The sequence below is a fragment of the Streptomyces mirabilis genome, assembly GCF_039503195.1.
In the GTDB taxonomy this organism is placed as follows: domain Bacteria; phylum Actinomycetota; class Actinomycetes; order Streptomycetales; family Streptomycetaceae; genus Streptomyces; species Streptomyces mirabilis_D.
The window spans coordinates 9,372,341-9,391,478 of the sequence record NZ_JBCJKP010000001.1 but is presented as its reverse complement, the minus strand read 5'-3'; the positions used below and the strand labels follow the sequence as shown (position 1 = coordinate 9,391,478).

Annotated in this window: 13 protein-coding genes and 2 pseudogenes; 8 read left to right on the top strand and 7 right to left on the bottom strand. The window is 66.8% G+C overall.

Annotated features, from left to right (window positions below):
- Window positions 1-789: 789 nt before the first annotated feature.
- The 5 genes and pseudogenes from AAFF41_RS42575 to AAFF41_RS42550 form a co-directional block, all read right to left on the bottom strand.
- A complete protein-coding gene (locus tag AAFF41_RS42575; RefSeq protein WP_319753059.1) occupies window positions 790-1,122 on the bottom strand; it encodes a transposase in 333 nt (110 codons plus the stop codon).
- 260 nt (window positions 1,123-1,382) lie between these two features.
- Window positions 1,383-1,763 (bottom strand): annotated as a pseudogene (locus AAFF41_RS42570) (sugar phosphate nucleotidyltransferase); the annotation flags it as partial.
- A gap of 880 nt (window positions 1,764-2,643) precedes the next feature.
- Window positions 2,644-5,376: an ATP-binding protein gene (locus tag AAFF41_RS42560; RefSeq protein ID WP_343325736.1), complete on the bottom strand. Its 2,733-nt coding sequence runs from the start codon at window positions 5,374-5,376 to the stop codon at window positions 2,644-2,646.
- 500 nt (window positions 5,377-5,876) lie between these two features.
- Window positions 5,877-6,565, bottom strand: a pseudogene (locus AAFF41_RS42555) (transposase).
- Window positions 6,566-7,292: 727 nt separating this feature from the next.
- Window positions 7,293-7,796: an SsgA family sporulation/cell division regulator gene (locus AAFF41_RS42550; protein ID WP_343325735.1), complete on the bottom strand. Its 504-nt coding sequence runs from the start codon at window positions 7,794-7,796 to the stop codon at window positions 7,293-7,295.
- 439 nt (window positions 7,797-8,235) lie between these two features.
- On the opposite strand from AAFF41_RS42550, the gene AAFF41_RS42545 reads away from it, so the two are divergent.
- The 4 genes from AAFF41_RS42545 (at window position 8,236) to AAFF41_RS51890 (ending at window position 11,012) form a co-directional block, all read left to right on the top strand.
- Window positions 8,236-8,613, top strand: coding sequence for a hypothetical protein (locus tag AAFF41_RS42545; RefSeq protein ID WP_343325734.1), 378 nt, complete (start codon window positions 8,236-8,238; stop codon window positions 8,611-8,613).
- A gap of 101 nt (window positions 8,614-8,714) precedes the next feature.
- Window positions 8,715-9,209: a MarR family winged helix-turn-helix transcriptional regulator gene (locus tag AAFF41_RS42540; RefSeq protein ID WP_319753063.1), complete on the top strand. Its 495-nt coding sequence runs from the start codon at window positions 8,715-8,717 to the stop codon at window positions 9,207-9,209.
- A 569-nt stretch (window positions 9,210-9,778) separates the two neighbouring features.
- On the top strand, window positions 9,779-10,447 hold the full coding sequence (locus AAFF41_RS42535) for a nitroreductase (RefSeq protein WP_319753064.1): 669 nt from the start codon (window positions 9,779-9,781) through the stop codon (window positions 10,445-10,447).
- A 139-nt stretch (window positions 10,448-10,586) separates the two neighbouring features.
- A complete protein-coding gene (locus AAFF41_RS51890) occupies window positions 10,587-11,012 on the top strand; it encodes a hypothetical protein (RefSeq protein ID WP_351524068.1) in 426 nt (141 codons plus the stop codon).
- Here the strand turns inward: AAFF41_RS51890 and AAFF41_RS42530 are convergent.
- Window positions 11,009-11,893: a sigma-70 family RNA polymerase sigma factor family protein gene (locus AAFF41_RS42530; protein WP_343325733.1), complete on the bottom strand. Its 885-nt coding sequence runs from the start codon at window positions 11,891-11,893 to the stop codon at window positions 11,009-11,011. The two genes, AAFF41_RS51890 and AAFF41_RS42530, sit on opposite strands and share 4 nt — an antisense overlap.
- A 669-nt stretch (window positions 11,894-12,562) precedes the next feature.
- Here AAFF41_RS42530 and AAFF41_RS42525 point away from each other — a divergent pair.
- The 3 genes from AAFF41_RS42525 (at window position 12,563) to AAFF41_RS42515 (ending at window position 14,896) form a co-directional block, all read left to right on the top strand.
- On the top strand, window positions 12,563-13,522 hold the full coding sequence (locus AAFF41_RS42525; RefSeq protein WP_343325732.1) for an IS481 family transposase: 960 nt from the start codon (window positions 12,563-12,565) through the stop codon (window positions 13,520-13,522).
- Between the two features lie 268 nt (window positions 13,523-13,790).
- Window positions 13,791-14,123: a DUF5133 domain-containing protein gene (locus AAFF41_RS42520; RefSeq protein ID WP_343325731.1), complete on the top strand. Its 333-nt coding sequence runs from the start codon at window positions 13,791-13,793 to the stop codon at window positions 14,121-14,123.
- A gap of 122 nt (window positions 14,124-14,245) precedes the next feature.
- Complete coding sequence (locus tag AAFF41_RS42515) at window positions 14,246-14,896, top strand: FMN-dependent NADH-azoreductase (RefSeq protein WP_319749065.1); 651 nt, start codon at window positions 14,246-14,248, stop codon at window positions 14,894-14,896.
- Between the two features lie 304 nt (window positions 14,897-15,200).
- Here the strand turns inward: AAFF41_RS42515 and AAFF41_RS42510 are convergent, their stop codons facing one another.
- Window positions 15,201-15,686, bottom strand: coding sequence for a MarR family winged helix-turn-helix transcriptional regulator (locus tag AAFF41_RS42510; RefSeq protein ID WP_319749066.1), 486 nt, complete (start codon window positions 15,684-15,686; stop codon window positions 15,201-15,203).
- A gap of 216 nt (window positions 15,687-15,902) precedes the next feature.
- Between AAFF41_RS42510 and AAFF41_RS42505 the strand changes: the two genes are divergently transcribed.
- Entirely contained in the window at window positions 15,903-18,329 is a 2,427-nt protein-coding gene (locus tag AAFF41_RS42505; protein ID WP_343325730.1) for a SpoIIE family protein phosphatase, read from the top strand.
- Window positions 18,330-19,138 lie beyond the last annotated feature (809 nt).

Genomic DNA, 19,138 nt, shown 5'->3' with positions numbered 1-19,138 from the left:
CCAATCCGCCCGGTACCACGACCTTCAGTGGCCGTCGGCGCGTGGCCGCGGCTCCCGCCCGCCCGTGGGCAGGGTGGGACGCCGGCGAAGCTGCGGGACGCGCTCGACGAGGTCCTGCTCGGCGTGGCAGACGGCATCGCCCGGGCCCAGCGCAAGGCCTACTGTCCCTACCAGCGGCTGCACAACTTCGCATGTGTCTGTCCGCCGCTGCAGACCGCTGCTCATCTACCTCTCGGCGGACCGCAAGGGAGTCGACCTCGATCTCGGGTCACCCGGGACGTTGACCGGGCTCGGCCACCACGGGACGGGCGACGTTGAGGTGCATCTTCGCGCGGAACGGTGGCCTATTTGTGGTGCGCAGGATCTTCGGTTTCGCTGACCAGGGGTCCACTGCTCTACAGGCCACGGCGCCACAGCGTTCTCCCCGCCCTGTTTGGTCGGCCGGCGGGCAACCCGCGTTGCGTGGGGCGGCGAGCCCGCCGACGGAGTGGCCAACGGGGCATGGGGTCGGCGGGGTATTCGGCGGCAGGCTTCATCACGTCGGTGAGGAATCCGCGACCCAGTGGCGAGTAGGGAACGAATCCGACTCGTTCCCTGCCGACATCCCCAGCTTTTGTGGAGGGAGCGGACTGTCCCGAGTTGAGTGGAGTCGAGTCGCTTGGCTGCACTCTACTGGCGGGGTGCGGAGTTCGTACTCCACGGGACTGAGCATGCCCAGTGCGGAGTGCCCGGACTCGGCGACATGCAGCACCCGGCAGGCCAGCTGCACCGGCAGGTGCTCACGAGCCATCACGCGGATGGCTTCGCACCGCCTTTTGGGGACGTCACCTCACCCAGCAGCTCGGCAGCGCGACGGTGGATGGCCAACTCGGCCTCCAGCTCGGCGATGCGCTTGCGGGCCGCAGCGAGTTCGGACAGGTCGCTGCTGTTCGTGCCGGGCAACTGCTCTGTATCGATGAGGTGCTGGCGATGCCTGACATAGATCGTCTGGTCGCTGATGCCCAGGAGCCGGGCAACCTCGGTGACCTTCCTTCCGGATGCGACGAGATCGAGGACCTTACGGCGGAATTCGGGCGGATAACTGCGGGGCATCACGGCCTCCGAAGGCTGCTGGATCGTCAATTGTCCAGCAACCCGACTCCATCAGACCCAGGGCAGACCAGAGTGAACCTTGGGATGCCCGGTCAACGAGCAGGACGAGGAGCGTTCCGTGTGGTGCTACCCGATCGGTGCGTAGCCGCGCACGCCAAGGCCGCTCTTCCACCAGGACACGTGTCGTGCTGATCGATGACGGGTTCGACGACGCGTTGGGGTACCACGAGGTGCTCCCAGCCTTGGGCGCGCTCGCTGTGGGCGGGCGGCCCAGGACAGAAAGCGGCGGGTCAGGTATTGGTTTCCGCCTGGAGGGCGGCAGCACGGTCGACTTCGAGTCCGGCGACCAGGCCGCGCAGGATGGGGCCGTACTCGGGGTGGGCGAGAGCGTGGGCCATCTGGGCGACGAGGTAGTCGGCCGGGTTGCCGGTGTCGTACCAGCGGCCCTTGATGACCTGCCCGTACACCGCGCGGGTGGCGGCGTAGGCGTTGATGGCGTCGGTCAGGTAGACCTCGCCGGTCTTGTGCTCGTACCAGTGGCGGGTCTGCGCGCGCAGTTCGTCGATGATGCCGGGGGTGACGACATAGCCGCCGATGGCCGCGTATGACGACGGGGCGGCAGCGGGCTCGGGCTTTTCGACCAGGCCGGTGATGCGCAGTTGGCCGTCTCCGGGGGTGGCGTGTCCGGCATAGCGCATCAACACATGGACGGGCAGGCCGAGTTCGGCGAACCTGGCCAGCTGGGTGTGACGGAAGCGGTGGGTGTGGCTCAGGCTGACCGGTTTGCCCTTGCTGTCGGTGATCTTCACGGTCTTGCTGAACTCGCGGAGCATCCAGTTTTAGGTGCCCGACGGGTAGGCGTTCCTGGGGCAGGAACGGCTGGGGGCTTCCCCGTGATCGTGGACACCGGTTGTCATGCGGCGGCGGTCAGCGTGGTTGATCGCTGTTCGTAGGTGATCGGGCTGATCTGGCCGATCACGGCCGCCACGGCTGCCAGTCCTGCCACCGTCGTGCGACGGGCGGGATACTCCGAGGGTGCTGTCGGACTGATGAGGCATTTGGGCTCCGCTATGGTGCCCCCGTGGGGGCGTTGCTCTCCTGCCGCGACGGCGGCTCTGGTCGGTCGGGCCGTTCCTGCCACTACTGGTCCCCTTCGCTCACGCGCCTACGGTCGCGACTACGGAAGGGCCCGTCGACCGCCGCCTTCCACACCAGCTCAAGCGGCGCCTGGGGGAAAAGCCGCAGCCACAAGGATGCGGCGACAACCACGCGACCGTGCCGTGGGTCTCGCCGAGGTCCCAGGTCAGCGATGTCCGGTGGCGGGCGACGAGGACGAGCCCGCCCGGCCGCAACACCTCCACCAGAGCCCAGCCTGCCGCGCGCAGCCCGTCGGCTCGCCCGGAAACCGTGCAGCAGTCATACCGACGCGCCGTGGCTGTACTTCGTCCCACCGGGCCTTCAACCCTCACCTGCTCTGCTCGCTTCGCACGGTCGGCTGCCCCCAAGGAATCCGAAACCGTCATGACCGTCCCGGCCCTCCGAGTCAGAAGGTCACTCTGGGGCGCTGGAGACGTCAGACGTGGGCTGTTCATCGTGAAGCGCTGCTAGGGCGGCGGCGAGCTTGCCCCGGCCGGTGATGCCAAGACGTGGATAGATGCGGTACAGGTGCGCTCCGACGGTGCGGTGCGAGATGAACAGGCGCTGACCGATTTCCCGGTTGCTCAGCCCCTGTGACGCCAGCACGGCTATCTGCATTTCCTGGGCAGACAGCTGCTCACCCGTGTTCGCGTGCCGTCGACCGTTCGACTCACCGGTAGCACGTAGCTGCTCGCGGGCCATCTCGGCCCAGGGCTGCGCGCCGACACGGTCGAACTCGGCACGGGCGAGTCGAAGCGGGTGCCGGGCGTCCACGTTACGGCGTTGGCGGCGCAACCAGCGGCCGTGGTGCAGATGCAATCGGGCACGTGACAGCGTCCAGTCGGCCGGCAGGGCAGCAAGGGCCGCGGCGTAACGCTCCTCCGCGGTGTCGTCCGGAGCCAGCACCGCGTCGGTGTAAGCGTGAGCCACCACCATCATTTCCGAAGGCAGCCGTCTGGTCAGGTCCGGAAGATCGGCCAGCAGTTCCCGAGCTTGCTTCACGGTGCCCGCAGCGACTGCGGCGTCCGCCAAGTCCGGCGCCAACAGCCAACGGCTCACCGAATGGTAGTGCGGATCAACGGGATCGAAGGCGCGCGCAAGAACGTCGTATGCCTCCATGGCGCGACCGTCAAAGAGAGCGAGCAGGCCGTCGGTCTGCTGCGCCATCACCGTGACGAACGGCATACCCAGGAACAGACTGTGCAGGCGTAGTTCGCCGATCATCCGCGCTGCTTGCTCGGTTTCTCCGCGCAGCGCCGCCACCAGGCCGGCCGTAGCCTTCAGTCCTAGCCAGACGATCCATTCCCCGGTCTCCTCGGCCAGGGTCAGCCCCTCGGCAGACTCCTCACGAGCTCGCTCAAGCTGACCGAGGTACACCTGCGGCCAGCTGGCGGCCAGCGAACGGGCGAGCAGTCCGAGTCGGCCCTGCGACCGCCACGCCGCGGTCGCCAGCGCGAGGTACTGGGTGGCGCGACCGATGTCGCCTATGACCATTGCACCGCTACCGAGAAAATGCAGCATCCGGCCGTCTTGATGGTCTGCTCTGATTCCGCCGAGCCGCGCGATCACGTCGGCCCCGTGCCGGAACGGCTCGGTGTACGCCCGCACCGCCAGAACGTGGGGGGCATTCGGATCAGGGTTCCATCGATCCAGTTCTGCTGCGGCCTGGGCACGCACCTGCGCTTCGCCGTCCTCGAAGAAACACCGCGCGCTGGCTCGCCACAACAGGTTCTCCGCGACGTCTCCGGCTCCCGCGTCGAACGCTCCGGCCGCCGCGGTGACCATTTCCTGGATCCGTCGCTGCGGCTCGCCCGGTTCAAATGCATAACTGTCGGACACCACCATGAGGCGAGCCCGCTCCACCGGGCCCAGCATGCTCATGTCCATGCGGTCCAGCAGCATCTGGACGCTGATGCGGTGGTTGATCTCGCTGGACAACTCGGCCGCCCGGACCAGGATGCCGGTCCGGCGCTGTGTATCGAGGACAAGGTCGGCCGCCTGACGCAGCGCCGGGACGGCAGCCGCCGCCTTCCCCCGAGCCTGCGACACATCGGCGAAACGCTCAAGCCGGGCGGCCAGCTCCTCGTCCGGCCCTATCGTGGCCGCTGCCTCGTGGGCGAGTTGGCGCTCGGGTGTGTCGCCCATCACCGATGCGAGGGCACGGTGAGTGGCCAGCCGATCGGCGAGCGTAGCGTGGGTGTAGATCGCCGTGCGCATCAGCGGATGGCGAAACTCGGCGGTATAACCGACCAAGGTGACCAGATCCGCGTCGACCGCCTCCTGCACCGCGTCGACGGAGACCGCCGAGCCAGAGATGCGACTCGACAGATCCAGCAGGAGGTTCAGGGGCGCGGTCGGCTCGGCGGCAAGGACCAGGAGCAACGTACGACACCCCCGGCTCACCGAATCGGTACGCGCGGAGAACGCGTCCTCCAGCCGCTGGGTCAGCGGCAGGTCGTCCATCTGCGCGGTCACGCCCTGCACCGCCTTGGGCAGCTCCACCAGGGCCAGCGGATTACCCGCGGCACGCTCCAGAATGAGCGCCCGCAACGGCGCCGGCAGGTCAGGCGCGCGGACGTCGAGCAATTCGGCGGCGGCGGGTCGGCTGAGCGATTCCAGCGGGATGTCCTGGAGCACATACGATTCGGAGTACTGGATCCGGGCGGCAGCGATCACCTGTATGGCGAGGTCGTTGGTACGCCGGGCAACGAACTTGAGCACGTCCCGGCTTGAGGAATCGATCCATTGCAGGTCGTCCACCAGCAGCAGGACAGGGTGCTGGTTGGCCTCGTCGGCGAGCAGTTCAAGCACTGCCAGTCCGACCCGGTATATCTCGGGCTCGGTGTCCCTGACACTGAACGCGCCGCTCAGCGCCGACCGGTGCGGAGCGAACAGGTCTTTCATGCCATGAGCGACCGGTTGCAGCAGCATCTGCAGCGCGGCGAACGGCAGCCACTGCTCGGGCTCCACCCCGGATGTGCGTAGCACCTTGAAGCCACTTTCGATGGCCTCGGCCCCGACCGTGCGCAGCAGAGCCGACTTGCCGACACCGGCAGCGCCGTGGATCAGCAGCGCACTGCCGTGCCCAGCCGCAGCGTCGGCGAGCAGCCGGCGCAGGGTGCGCAGCTCCTTGTCCCGCCCGATCATCGGACCCGCGCAGATCCCGCCTTCTGCGGGGTTCCCCACAGCCCCGTCCCGACACGTACGCCCGCTGTGACCGTGAGCATGCGGACCTGAACAGACCGCAGGAAGACGAAGCCCTCTGCCGTCCGGCGGTGACCGCCTGCGGTGCTTCCGTTGACCGTGGCGACGGGATGCTCAGGCAGGGCCGGACGTTCACTCATCGGCACAGCAGGCATGGGGCACAGCACGTGAAGCTTCTCTCCATCAAGGGATCGTTCCGGCCACCATGGTACTCGTCAGGCGCGGTCTCCCTTATCGGTGAGGTTGAACCATCAGTCAAACGACTCTCGAACAACACAGCGAGCGGCGAGTCTCGGCCGATTCCGGGCGGACCCGCGACTTGTCGAGCATGATCCCGACGGGGGCGTAGAAGCCGTGGAGGCGCACAGCTGAAGCACCCATGGGCGCGATCCATTGCCCAAGAGCAGGATCAGGCCCATGACCAGCAGGTTTAGTGAGCTCTTTCAGCGTTGCCACTTCAGGGTGAGGGCGGCGGCAGTGATGGACGACATGCGATGCGGGCTGAAGCCTGGCCTTGCGAAAGGTGGGCCCGGACTTCAAGCGGGCCACGCCCGGCTCCACGGGTGCCCTGCACCGCCGAGAGAGCAAGGTTGACTGTGCGTTGGGTTGGCGACGGGCGGGCGTCGGACTGATGTTGTCACGCGGGGCTGGCGCCCAGTTAGGCGCGGCAGCGAGGACCGGATGCCCTGGCGGCCGCAGATCCGGATGACCCGGTGGGTATGGACAGCGGTCAGGGCTTCGGCTCGCCCGGGCAGAACGGGGGAGATCCACAGCAGCCGCCCTGCCTGATCGGATCCATCAGCACCTGTACGTTCGCCCCATGCCGACGGTGTCGCGAATCCGCCCGGCGGACGGCCCAGCTGTCGCCTATGCGGTAGCACTCCACGACGGTGCCATCGAGCAGCACGTAGTCGGGCTTAGCTGCGCGCCGGGCGCGCAGCAGACCGGGGCGTGGTCGGCGAGCAGGTAGATGACAGACGTCGTGGGTGCAGACGGTGCGGACGGAGATGCCGAAGCCGGCCTCGATCTGGGCGGGGTGTCCGGTCGGCGTGGGGTAAACCAGGCCGACCAGGCCACGCTGGGGCGGTGGGGGCTTGCAGCAGCGATCACCCTCACCGGTGACTATGAGTATCGTGGCCCGTCGAACATCCCTCTCGCGGCCCGGGAGCTTTGTGCCTTACTGACGCCGTTGCCGTTCCGCTCAATGGCCGCGCTGAGAGCTCAGCCAACCTCAGGTCGAAAAAGCATCGGCGAGCAGCCCTACGCCCGGCCGGCCGTCTACGGATTCACGGCACCGTCGGCTGAAGGTCCGGTCGACTCGTTGGGAATGGCCACTCGTTGCCCGGCCGACACAGTCCGGCCCGGATCGAGCGTATAGGGGAGACTCCGCCGTCGGTGATCGTCTCGAACCTACGACGAGGTTCTCTGAGGACGGGCGGAGCACCCCACTGGAGGTCGCAGCGTTGTTGAAGTTGCGTGGCGCGGCGACAATCACGACTCGCCTCAACAGCGGGGATTTCGGCAGCGTGGGGAGAGATACCTCGTCGCCGCTCTCGCCTGTCTGGGATGGCATACCGGCGAGCGTAGCGCCCCGCTCGCCTCAGGCTTGATCAGCGGTGGGCGCCACTCCGGTCCGAATGCTGGTCGGCTGGTGGTTCTGCTCCTGTACGGCGCAGGAAAATTAGTTGCGTTCTAAGCGGGAGGACTCCCACTGAACTCAATCCGCAATCGCTCCCATGTCATCCTCAACCGCGTCGCTACACCTGTTCCCTATGGGCACCGTGCGTCATCGGATCACCGGCCCCAGCCTGTATGCGTCCCAGTAGTAGCCGGACATTACTCGATCAAGATCGAAGATCTCATGTTTCATCCGACAACTGACTGACGAAACTTTCGACCGCCAGATAATTTCTTTCCTCTCCTAGGGGCACAACCTCGAAGGTGTACTTTAGGAATTCGTCGAGTACTACCGCCGATGCGGCCACAACAAATGATTCCCAGCCCGACCGGAACGACATGTACACCAAGCCATGACCGCGGATTTCAGCGGGCCAAATTTGAATATCGCCGAAACCATCGAGCCGCCGCCGACCGGAATGCAGAAGTTCGCGACCAAGTTCCCACTCAATGGCCATATCGGTTCCGGCATTAAACGCTATGACTATTGAATATGGCTCTGCGCTGTCATATCGGAGATCTGTTATGACCGGCAGAGGCACCTCCTCTTCGAGTAGAGCCACAACCGTCCGACATGTCACTGGCTCGGGCCAGATGTCCGACTCTGCGTGGCCATCTTGCCGGTGTCTGCGATCTTTGTGAACACACTCGGGCTCATCATCGGTGTCGGAGACCTTGCCACCCATGATCCGTCCTCTCTCGTCTTGCCGCCACGACGGCTACTGATCGGCGCCTATAGAGCCGTGAATTGGGCAACAGCTGGTTCGGAAGGTCCTCACCTGTTCCGGCAGATCGGGTTACCACGAGCCTGGGGCCGACTGAGATCTGATCCATCAGTCAAGTGACTGTTGGCGGACGAGCCAGGTCAGACCACGACTCTGGCGCGGCGCATCAGCCGAGCGACAGTGCCGGGTCGCTACACGACCGCCCGGTGGATGATCCGCCCGTCGGGGACCGAGCCCGATCACCTCAACGCTCTGTCTGCCGTCTGCATCGGCGGCTGGCCCACCTCGCGGGGGCCTGCAGGACCTACTGCTAAGTAGTCCAATCCCGACTCATGACGTCGGCCTTCATCTCCGCGGTTGCGGGTGGCGATGACCGACAGTGCACCTGGGGAGGGTGTCGGTGTCGCTGCGGGAGTCCGGCTTGTGTGCGACCGGACGTGCCACGCTCGACGCGGTACTCGCCGGCGAACGCAACCCGCGAAGCCTCGCCGACCGCGCCAAAGGGAACCTGGTCAAGAAGAAGCCCGCCCTCACCGAGGCCCTGACCGGACAGTTCGAGGACACGCACGGCTGGTACGGGTACTGCCGGGCACCGTCGACCGCCCACACCGACACCTTCCTCGGCGCCTGCTACCGCAGCATCGCCAAACACCGCGGACGCGCCAAAGCTTCGACTGGCAGACGTCCAGGCCGCCGGAAGCGTCACCTTCGGGCCACATTCCTCCATACATCGCGATCGCGGCTGATGCCCGGCCTCCTTACAGACACCGGAAGCTGACCTGCTGACCAGGGCAGATGCCTGAGAGAGACCCTTCTGCGGCGCACACTCAGTTTCAAGTGAAACCGTATCGAATGTACATATGGCTGTAATGTGACCCCGTGACCATCGACATCCCTCACAGAGCCACCCCTTCGGCCGGCTCGCGTGCGACCGACCATCCCGGGGACACCTCGCCCTTCGCTCTCGCCTTGCTGCTGCGGCGGGCGCACTGGCGGGTGGCCGGGGTGATGACGGAGGCACTGCGCCCGCTCGGTATCGAGCTGCGGCATTTCGCGGTGCTGCTTGTTCTGGTCGACCGGGGGCCCACGGTGCAGCGGGACCTGGGGCCGGCGACGGGGTCGGACAAGGCGGGGATCATGCGGGTCGTGGACGACCTGGAGCGCATGGGTCTGGCCGTGCGCAAGGCGGTTCCCGGGGACCGGCGGGTGCGGGCGGTGGAGATCACACCTCGGGGTGTCGAGCTTTTCGATGCGGCGCACGTGGCGGCGGAGCCGCTGGCCGAGCGCCTGGTTGCCGATCTGGGACCGGGTGAGCGCGAGCAGTTGACGGGGCTGCTGACCCGGTTCGCCCATCCCGTGGAGGGTCAGGCGTAAGCGCGCCCACGCGGGGGTGGCCCAAGGCGTGACCGGTTCCGGGCGGTACGTCCTTTACAGCGAAGGCGGCCCTGAGGACTACGGCCGCCCTTGCCACACGCCGACCCTGCTGCAGGCAGCACAGCCAGGGGCGTCATCGCCGGTGGGAACCGAACCACCGCACCGGTGCGCTAGCCACGCAGGACGGCTTCGGGATGACCGGCCGCCTACCCCTGGAGCCGACAGCATCACAAACCCTGTGAAGCAGTGGCCGAGTTGGGGACACTGCGGCAGCGCCGATAGAGGCTGGACAAGGCGGTCCTGACCGCCTCGGATCGGGCCCCGACATAGCCGAATGGGCCGAACACCCAAGCCGACACCTCGACCCGCAGCAAGCCCGCGGCGCGGAGCACACCCCGTCGGCCGACGCGAAGATCATTCCCTCAGAAAGCCAGCAGACGACGCCGGCGAACCACCCCTGGACGACAACCCTTCCCCAAGTGCACAGCTGGCGCTAGATAGTATTGGATGATACCGTTAAGAACGTGACGATTTCAGATGTGCCGAACAGAAAAGGGGTTCAGGCGATCATGAATGTCTATGAAGCGGTCGCGAGTCGGCGTGCTGTGCGGGAGTTCACCGACCAGCAGGTCCCGCGGGAGGTGCTGGAGCGCGTGCTGTCCGCCGCGGCCTGGGCGCCGTCCGCATCGAACCTCCAACCGTGGCACGCCTACGTGCTGACCGGCCGACCACTGGCTGAGCTCAAAAAGCGCGCCGGTGAGCGCATAGCCACAGGAGACCCCTGGGACGAGCCGGAGTACGAGCAGTACCCCCCGGTACTCAAGAGTCCCTATCAGGAGCGCCGATCCGCCTTCGGCGCGCAGCGCTACGGCGCACTCGGCATATCGCGCGCGGACCTGGAGGCGCGACAGAGGGCCGCTGCCGCGAACTGGGACTGCTTCGGGGCACCCGCCGCCCTGTTCTGCTACATCGACCGTTGCATGGGCCGACCCCAGTGGTCCGACGTGGGCATATACCTGCAGTCCGTCATGCTGCTGCTCCGCGCCGAAGGGCTGCACAGTTGCACACAGATGGCCTGGGCCAAATATCACAAGACCGTCGCGGAGGTCCTGTCACCCCCGGATGAGCTCCTCCTCTTCTGCGGCATGTCGATCGGGCACGAGGCCGTCACGGCAGGTGAACCCCGCATCGGCCGGGCGCCGCTTGAGGAGACAGTGACGTTCGTCGACGGTTGCTGACACCGTCGACCTCCGTGGGTGGCGCACTCTAGCCCGTCTGGACGCTCAGGCTCGCAGCGTGGCCAGCCACGCACCGATGCAAGCACGAAGGGCCTGAGCGGAGGCGACATCGGAACGACATCCGCGATCGAGAAACGGCGTGGAGCACGGATCACCGTCAGGCCACGTCCGCCACTGCGTCAACATCCCGTTCGGCTTCATCAAGCCCCCGGGCGGCATGGACGCGGCCCTCTTCGTCCCGAAGACCGCGGGCCACCCGCTGCTCCAGCATGAAGAGGGCTTCGTCGTCCCGTGTCTCATAACGGTGGAGCCAGCGCTTTCCTGTACGAAGGCATCGGCGACACACGACATGGGTCACCAGGGTGGCCTGCACCGCGGGACCCGAGATCGAGCTGTTTCAGCGACCACGATGAAGAAGGTCCTCACAGCACCATGCGCAACGGTAGGCCGACAGCAACGGCGATCGCAGGTCGCGTGGAAGGGCCACACGGCTACGCACAGAGGCGACCAGAGCCGGTCATCGCCTCGCTGTGACGGGCGTCCGTGCGAGCCGGGGTCGCCCTAAATGGGGGGCTGGTTCCAGGAGCGTAGCTTGTCGGGATTGAGGACGACCCAGACCTCTGCAACATGGTGTTCGGCGATGTCGAGGCTGATGACGGCAGCGACCTGGTGGTCGTAGCGGACGATGAGGCCGGTACGCCCGTTGACGGAGTGGGTGGTCAGGGTGGTGCGAGGATGGCGGGCCAGGAGTACCAGCAGACTGTGAGCGACCTGACGGCTGCCGTGCACGGGCCTGCTCAGTGCTCGGACCTTGCCGCCGCCGTCGAAGAACGCCGTGGCGTCCGGACACAGCAACGACTCAAGCAGTTCGGCATCCTCGTTCACGCAGGCCTCGCGGACGGTGCGGGCGAGGAGATCGTGCTCGTCCGGCGGGGTGGAGCGTGAGCGCTGCATCCGAAGACTGTGGCGGGCACGGTCGGCGAGCCCGACGCACTCGGACTCTGGGCGTCCCACGATGTCGGCTACCGTACCCGAGGCCATCCCGAAGACGTCATTGAGCACGAACGCCGCCCGCTCGGCCGGCGACAGGGAGTCCAGCGCGTTCAGCAGAACCCGGCTGACCTCCTTTGCCAGGCTCGCCTGAACTTCCTCGGCGCCTCCCGTCGTCGTGTGGTGCTCTTCTCTCTGGTCCCTCTGACCGGTCGCACCCCGTCGGGGGTGAGCAAGCAGGCCCAGACAGATCCCGCCAGCGGTCTTCGCGAGCCAGTATCGGGGAGCTGAGATTTCCCCACGCTCCACCTCGGACAGCCCGTACCACCGACGGTAGGTCTCACCCACGACGCTCTCCGCCTCACGGGAGTTGCCCAACATCCAGTAGGTGACTTCCAGCAGGTGCCGACGCTCATCGAGCAACTCCGCGACCGACACCGAGTCATCGTGGTTCATACGGCATCCTCCCCCCTCACAAGGCACGGCGCTACACGGCCGCAAACACTAATCCCGTCAACCTTCACGAGGGCTTCAGAGAATTCTGCGTGTCGATGGCAGGTTGCCAACATGCAGCCCCGCGCCCGGCAAAGGGGCTCCAGTGTCCGAGTCCTCACACACGACACACCTCCTTCATTCCTCGGCTCAATCCTTTGACCGGGCGTGCACGTGTCGTGTGACATCAGCTGTCCCGCATGGCTTCCACGCCGAGGACAAGCAGCACGCGAGGCGGCGATCAAGACCTTCACCCAGCTCTGCGGCGCGAAGTTCCCCGAGGGCTTCAAGAAGATCACCGACGATCAAGACCAACTGCCGACGTCCTACGACTTCCCCGCCGAACGCTGGGCTCCACCCGCGGCCCACGAACCCTGTCGAGTCGACCCTCTCCGCCCTGGGCCGCGGCCCAAAGTCACCGCGGCGCCGACTCTCCCATCGCGGCTCTGTCCACGGTCTTCAAGCTCGTCGAATCCGCCGAGCGGCGATGGCCAGCCGTCAACGCACCCCACTTAGTCGCCCTCATCCGCTCCGGAGCCCGTTTCGAACGGCGGCACCCCTCGAGCACCCCTGTCGATCTAAAACTGCCGATCGTCGTTGACACCTGGGTCTCTGATCAGTACGGAGATCGCCATGTCGAAGTCCACCCCCACCACCCCGCCGCTTGACCGTGAGGCCAAGCGGCGCCTGGCCGTCATACGCCACGTCGAAGAGGTCAGCGGAAACGTCGCGATGTCCTGCCGCTATTTCGGCATCTCGCGGCAGGCGTACTACACCTGGTACCGCCGCTACCAGGCCGAAGGCGTCGAGGGCTTGCGCACTCGGTCCAAGGCGCCGAAGACCTGCCCGAACGCGACCCATGTCGAGGTGGTCGGGAAGATCATCTATCTCCGGCAGAACGACCACTTCGGGCCCGAGAAGGTCGCCATGTACCTCAAGCGGTACCACGACGTCCCCATCAGCAAGTCCGGCGTCTGGCGCATCCTCAACCGCCTCGACATGGGCCGCCTGCCGGCCTCGCAGCGCTACAAGAGGCACGACCGCAGATGGAAGCGGTACGAGAAGCAGCTGCCCGGCCACCGCGTCCAGATCGAGGTGAAGTTCATCGAACCGCTCGCCTCGATGCCCCAGGGGCGCCGCGGCGGCCGCAACAAGTACTACCAGTTCACCGCGATCGACGACTGCACCCGCCTGCGCGTCCTGCGGATCTACCCGACGCTCAACCAGGCCACCGCGATCCAGTTCCTCGACTATGTCATCCAGCGCCTGCCGTTCCAGGTCGAGGTCCTCCAGACCGACAACGGCGCCGAGTTCCAGTCCGCCTTCCACTGGCACGTCCTCGACAAGGGCATCGCCCACACCTACATCAAGCCCCGCATCCCGCGGCTGAACGGCAAAGTAGAACGCTCCCACCGCATCGACGCCGAGGAGTTCTACCGGCTCCTCGACGGCGTCATCATCGACGACGCCGAGGTCTTCAACGACAAGCTGCGCGAGTGGGAGGACTACTACAACTACCATCGCCCCCACGGCGGCCTCGGCGGCCAGACCCCCTACGAACGCCTCAAGCAGAAGACCACGACCCAGGCGTAATCGGTGATCGTCAGTTGCACACCGACACACCCCGAGCCGGCACGACCAGCAAGGACGGCAAGTACGCGCGGGTCGAACGGGAGCGACGGTTATTTTTCGACACCAGACAGACCAGTCGAGCCAGGGCAGTGCAACACGGCCACGGCGATAGAGCGTTGAAGCCAATCTCGTCACAGAAGTCGGGGGCATCCGGTCTTCACTCAGGGCAGCGGTGTGGCCCACGACAGCAACCGAACGCTGTTGTCGCCAAGCGTGATGTTGGCATGAGGTGACTCGAACGTTGAGAGAGAGGACCCTGACTGTGCTCATTGTTCCGGATCCGAAGGTCGTCAGAAGGCTGCTGACCCGCTACGCGTCCCTGCAGATCGCGCCCGCCGAGGGCGAGGGGCGGGAAAGTGCGCGTGAGCTTGAGGACGTGAGTTACACGCTGTGCATCACGATGGGAACCCAAAACGTGCACGAGGCCATAGCCGCCGCGGACTCGCTGCTCGTGGCCCGGGTCAGGCGAAGCAGTGTCCAGGAGTCGGACAGCGAGGACGGTTTGCCGACGGTCCCATGTGGCTGCTCCGTGCCCGTTGACGGATCCTGCATCACTCCATAGAGGTCCGCGCTCGCCCGTCTCCTCGCCAGATCCAGGCGTCCATCTCACCCGTGATAGTCTCATTCAATACCATCTCGTGTTTGACTATCGCTGAGCGCCAATCCTCTCTTGGGAGAATGTCCATGGCCACGTTGCTGCACATCGACTCGTCCGTGTTCCCCGGCGAGGCGTCCTCGTCCCGTTCTGTCACTGCTACTTTCCGCAAGGTCTGGGAGGAGCAGCACCCGGAGGGCACCGTCATCTACCGCGACCTCGCCGCCGCCCCTGTCCCGCACATCACCGCCGACGCCTGGTCCGCTGGTTACACCGCCCCCGCCGAGCGCAGCCCGGAGCAGTCCGCCGCGTTCGCCGCGCGCGTGAAGCTCATCGAGGAGCTGGAGCAGGCGGACGCCGTCCTGATCGGCGCCCCCATGTACAACTACTCGATCCCGTCGACCCTCAAGGCGTGGCTGGACAACGTGCTCCTGCTCGGCCGCACCGCGGGCGAGACCCCCTCCGCCCAGGGCACCCCGGCCATCGTCGTCGCCAGCCGCGGCGGCTCCTACGCACCGGGCACCCCGCGCGAGGACTACGAGTTCGTACAGAACTACCTGGAGGCCGTCCTCAAGAACACCCTCGGCCTGGACCTCGACTTCATCGTCCCCGAACTCACCATGGCCCCCCGCAATCCGGCCATGTCCGAACTGGTCCCCCTCTACGAGGCCTCCCGCAAGCGTGCCTTGGAGGACGCAGCCGCCAGGGCCGAGGAACTCGCGGAACTCCTCGCCGCGTAGAACACCCCGCAACGGACACCGTGTGACGCCTCGACGTAGGACGTCACACGGAGTCTGCGTCGTCTGCACCCTGACCGAGACGGCGGCGCGCTCCCCCGGAAGGACGGTGCAGTGTCCCGACTCCGGGTTGGCCCACGTGTTCGGCCCGCCAGTAGGGTGCGCCTCGGAACAATGGCGACAAAGTCCCGCCTGCAGCAGGGTCGGCGTGCGGCAAGGGCGGCCGTAGTCCTCAGGGCCGCCTTCGCTGTAAAGGACGTACCGCCCGGAACCGGTCACGCCTTGGGCCACCCCCGCGTGGGCGCGCTTACGCCTGACCCTCCACGGGATGGGCGAACCGGGTCAGCAGCCCCGTCAACTGCTCGCGCTCACCCGGTCCCAGATCGGCAACCAGGCGCTCGGCCAGCGGCTCCGCCGCCACGTGCGCCGCATCGAAAAGCTCGACACCCCGAGGTGTGATCTCCACCGCCCGCACCCGCCGGTCCCCGGGAACCGCCTTGCGCACGGCCAGACCCATGCGCTCCAGGTCGTCCACGACCCGCATGATCCCCGCCTTGTCCGACCCCGTCGCCGGCCCCAGGTCCCGCTGCACCGTGGGCCCCCGGTCGACCAGAACAAGCAGCACCGCGAAATGCCGCAGCTCGATACCGAGCGGGCGCAGTGCCTCCGTCATCACCCCGGCCACCCGCCAGTGCGCCCGCCGCAGCAGCAAGCCCAGAGCGAAGGGCGAAGCGTCCCCGGGACGGTCGGTCGCACGCGAGCCGGCCGAAGGGGGAGGAGCGTCGTCAATCACAGCTCCAGGTTACCAGCCATCAATTCATCCAATACGGTATCGTTTGAAACGAAATGCGGCTATGCCTGCCTCCGCTGCGCCCCCAACACCTGTGCGGGATCACACCAGGGTGCTGGACCCTCGTGTTGACGGCGGGCGGTTGCGGAACGATCGTGAAGAGAGCCGATGGCGAGGGCAATCCGGCGGTCATCTGGCACAGCACACCAGGTAGGCACCATGGCACACTCCCACGCGTGGCCGGGCCCGCTGCCTCCAGGATCGGCACGGCTCCACGTCGACACAGCCATCGCCGTCTCGGACCCTTCTGGGCGGATATTCCTCTGGAGCAGCGCTGCACAGGCACTGTGGGGTTACGCACCCGAAGAAGTCATCGGCACCTCTCTCACCCGTCTCTTCACCACCGACGGGGCAGCGCTGTTGCACCGTGACGGCCGCGCCGTCGAGGCGAGGGTGTGTTTGTCGCCATTGGTGGCCCCTGAACTGCCGGGCGGGTTTCTACTGACCGCGGAGCCCCAGGTGGCTGCGGAGGCTCGATCGGGTGCGCAGGAGCCCGGAGACGAGACATTGATGCGGTGGGTGTTCGAGCAGTATCCAGCTCACCTCGGAGTATTCGACTGCGAAGCCCGGAGCCTGAAGCAGAACCACACGATGGCCCGGGCTACCGGTCTGCGCGAGGACGAACTCCACGATCGGCGCGTCAGCGAGCTGATCCCGGATGCCTCACTGATCGAGAACGACCGATGGATCCGGCGGGTGGCCGCGACGGGCGAGCCGGCACAGAGAGAGGCCTTCCTCAAGGTCCCCGGCGAACCGAAGGCGCACGCCTGGACCGTGGACTACTTCCCGCTCAAGGACCCGGTCGGCCGGGTGCGCGCAGTGGCGATGTCCGCGTACGACTACTCCCGGCAGTACGAGTCACGAGAGCGGCTGGCCCTACTCGGCGAGGCCCGCACACGCATCGGCGCCAGCCTGGAACTGGAGGGAACAGCTGACGAGCTCGCCGAGCTCCTCGTGCCCCGTTTCGCGGATGTCGTCAGCGTCGACCTGTTCGAGGCCGTCTTCGGCGGCGATCTGCCCGCGTCTGTTCCCTCCGGGCCCGTTCTGCTGCGCAGAGCCGCGCAACGGCCTGCATGCTTCGCGGAAGGGGCGCGTCCCGCCCTGGGCGAGACGCAGTGGCACCCGGCTACCTCACCGGTCAGCAGGTGCGTGGTGACCGGAAGGGCAGAACTGCACGACGTCACCGATCCACAGGGGACCCGTTGGTTCGCCGACGCCCCCGCGACAGCGGCAGAGCTGCGCGCCTGTGGAGCGCACTCGCTGATCACGGTGCCGATCCGAGCCCGCGACACAACTCTCGGAGCTGCCTCTTTCCTCCGCCATGGCGCCTCGCATGAGTCTTTCTCCGCGGACGATCTGACCCTCGCCGAGGACGTGGTCGCCCGTGCTGCGATCTGCCTGGACAATGCCCGCCGGTTCACCCGCGAACGCGGCATCGCGCTGTTCCTGCAGAGCACCCTGCTGCCTCGTGGCCCGATCGTGCATCCGGGCGCGGAGACCGCGACCCGCTACCTGCCCGCCGCCCGCGCCACCGAGGCAGGTGGGGACTGGTTCGACGTGATCCCCCTGCCCGGTACGCGCGTCGGCCTGGTCGTCGGGGACGTCGTCGGCCACGGCATCGGCGCCTCGGTCACCATGGGCCGGCTCCGGACGGCGGTACGTACTCTCGCGGACATCGATCTGCAGCCCGACGAACTCCTCACCCACCTCGACGACATGGTGACCCACCCGGCGGAAGAAATGGGCGACGAGTCCGATGGCGATGTCGTCGACTACAACGCGATCCCCGGCGACATCGGCGCCAGCTGTCTGTACGCCGTCTACGACCCCGTGTCCGGTACCTGCACGCTGGCCCGAGCAGGTCATCCGCCCCCGATTCTGGTGTGTCCGGACGGCACCACGCAGGTCGTCGACGTGCCCGCCGGGCCTCCGCTCGGGCTGGGCAGCCTGCCGTTCGAGGCGACGGAGCTGACCATTCCCGAGGGCAGCCTGCTGGCCCTGTTCACAGACGGACTCGTCGCAACCCGCGGCCACGACATCGATGAGCGAATCGACGAGTTGCGCGACGCCCTGGCCCGGTCCGTGCCCTCTCTGGAAGAGCTGTGCGACACAGTCCTGGAGTCCTTGCATACCGAGACGCGGACCGACGACATCGCCCTGCTGGTCGCCCGCACCCGCCTCCTCCGCAAGGAACAGGTCGCCGAGTGGGACGTGCCCGCAGACGCGGCCGCGGTGGCGGAGACACGCAAGATGGTGGACGAGCGGCTCACCGCGTGGAGGCTGGAGGAAGCCGCGTTCACCACGGAACTGGTGGTCAGCGAACTGGTCACCAACGCGATCCGATACGGCACCGAACCGATCCGCCTGCGGCTGATCAAGGAGCGGTCTCTCATCTGCGAGGTCTCCGACAGCAGCAGCACCGCACCTCACCTGCGCCGGGCCCGGGTCAGCGACGAGGGCGGCCGGGGACTGTTCCTCGTTGCCGAGCTCACTCAGCGCTGGGGCACCCGCTACACCTCAGCGGGCAAGACCATCTGGGCCGAACAAGCCCTGGGCCGATCGCCGCGGACAGCTCCCTCTTTCTGACAGGTCGATTCCTCCTGGTGTTTCCCCCTAATTTCTGGATTGCCGTCCGCGGGTCCGCTTCATGGCCCAGCGCTTCGCCGGCGCGTCCGGTGTCACAGACCTGAGGGTCGCCCGGTCCTACTTGGGAAACCGTTCCGATCCGACGCCATGGTCCGAAAGGCGGAGGGTTTACTTGTCGCAAAGACCAACCTCGTCGAGCCGCCCGCCCGGGGATCCGCCGTCGACGGGCTTGCGCTCCCGTCCGCGTCCGGTGGCCGTGGTGGTGGGCGCCGGTGGCGTACTCGCAGCGGCGTATGTCGGTGTCCGGTACGCACTGGACCAGCGCAGATTGGCCCCGGACGTGATCATCGGAAGCGCGGTGAGTGCTCTCGACGAAGCCATCACGGCCGCCCACCCAGGCAGGGCCGCGCCGCGGCCGCACCACGTGTGCCCCCAGATCGTCGCCAGCGGGATGGGCGCATTGCACGCCCGGCTGCGCTCTCTGCTCCTGCTGATCGTGCTCGGCGGATTCCGCAACGGTGCCATCGCTCTCCCCACGCCGAGCACGTGCATCAGCTCACCAGCGCGAACGGTCGGATCGAGTGGGTCGGCACCTGGACATTCCCTCAGCGCCGACGGTTGTTCCGCCGTAGCCAATGGACTCGGGGCCTTCGCGCCGGGAAGATCCCCCGTACATCGGCTCGACCCGGCCACCCACGTCGGGCCGCGCAACTGCATCAGCCCGACGGCGCATCTGTCCCATGAGCGCAGCTACCTGGACCGCAGCCCCAACACCGGCGCCCTCATCGGTGACCGCTACGGTGCGACCG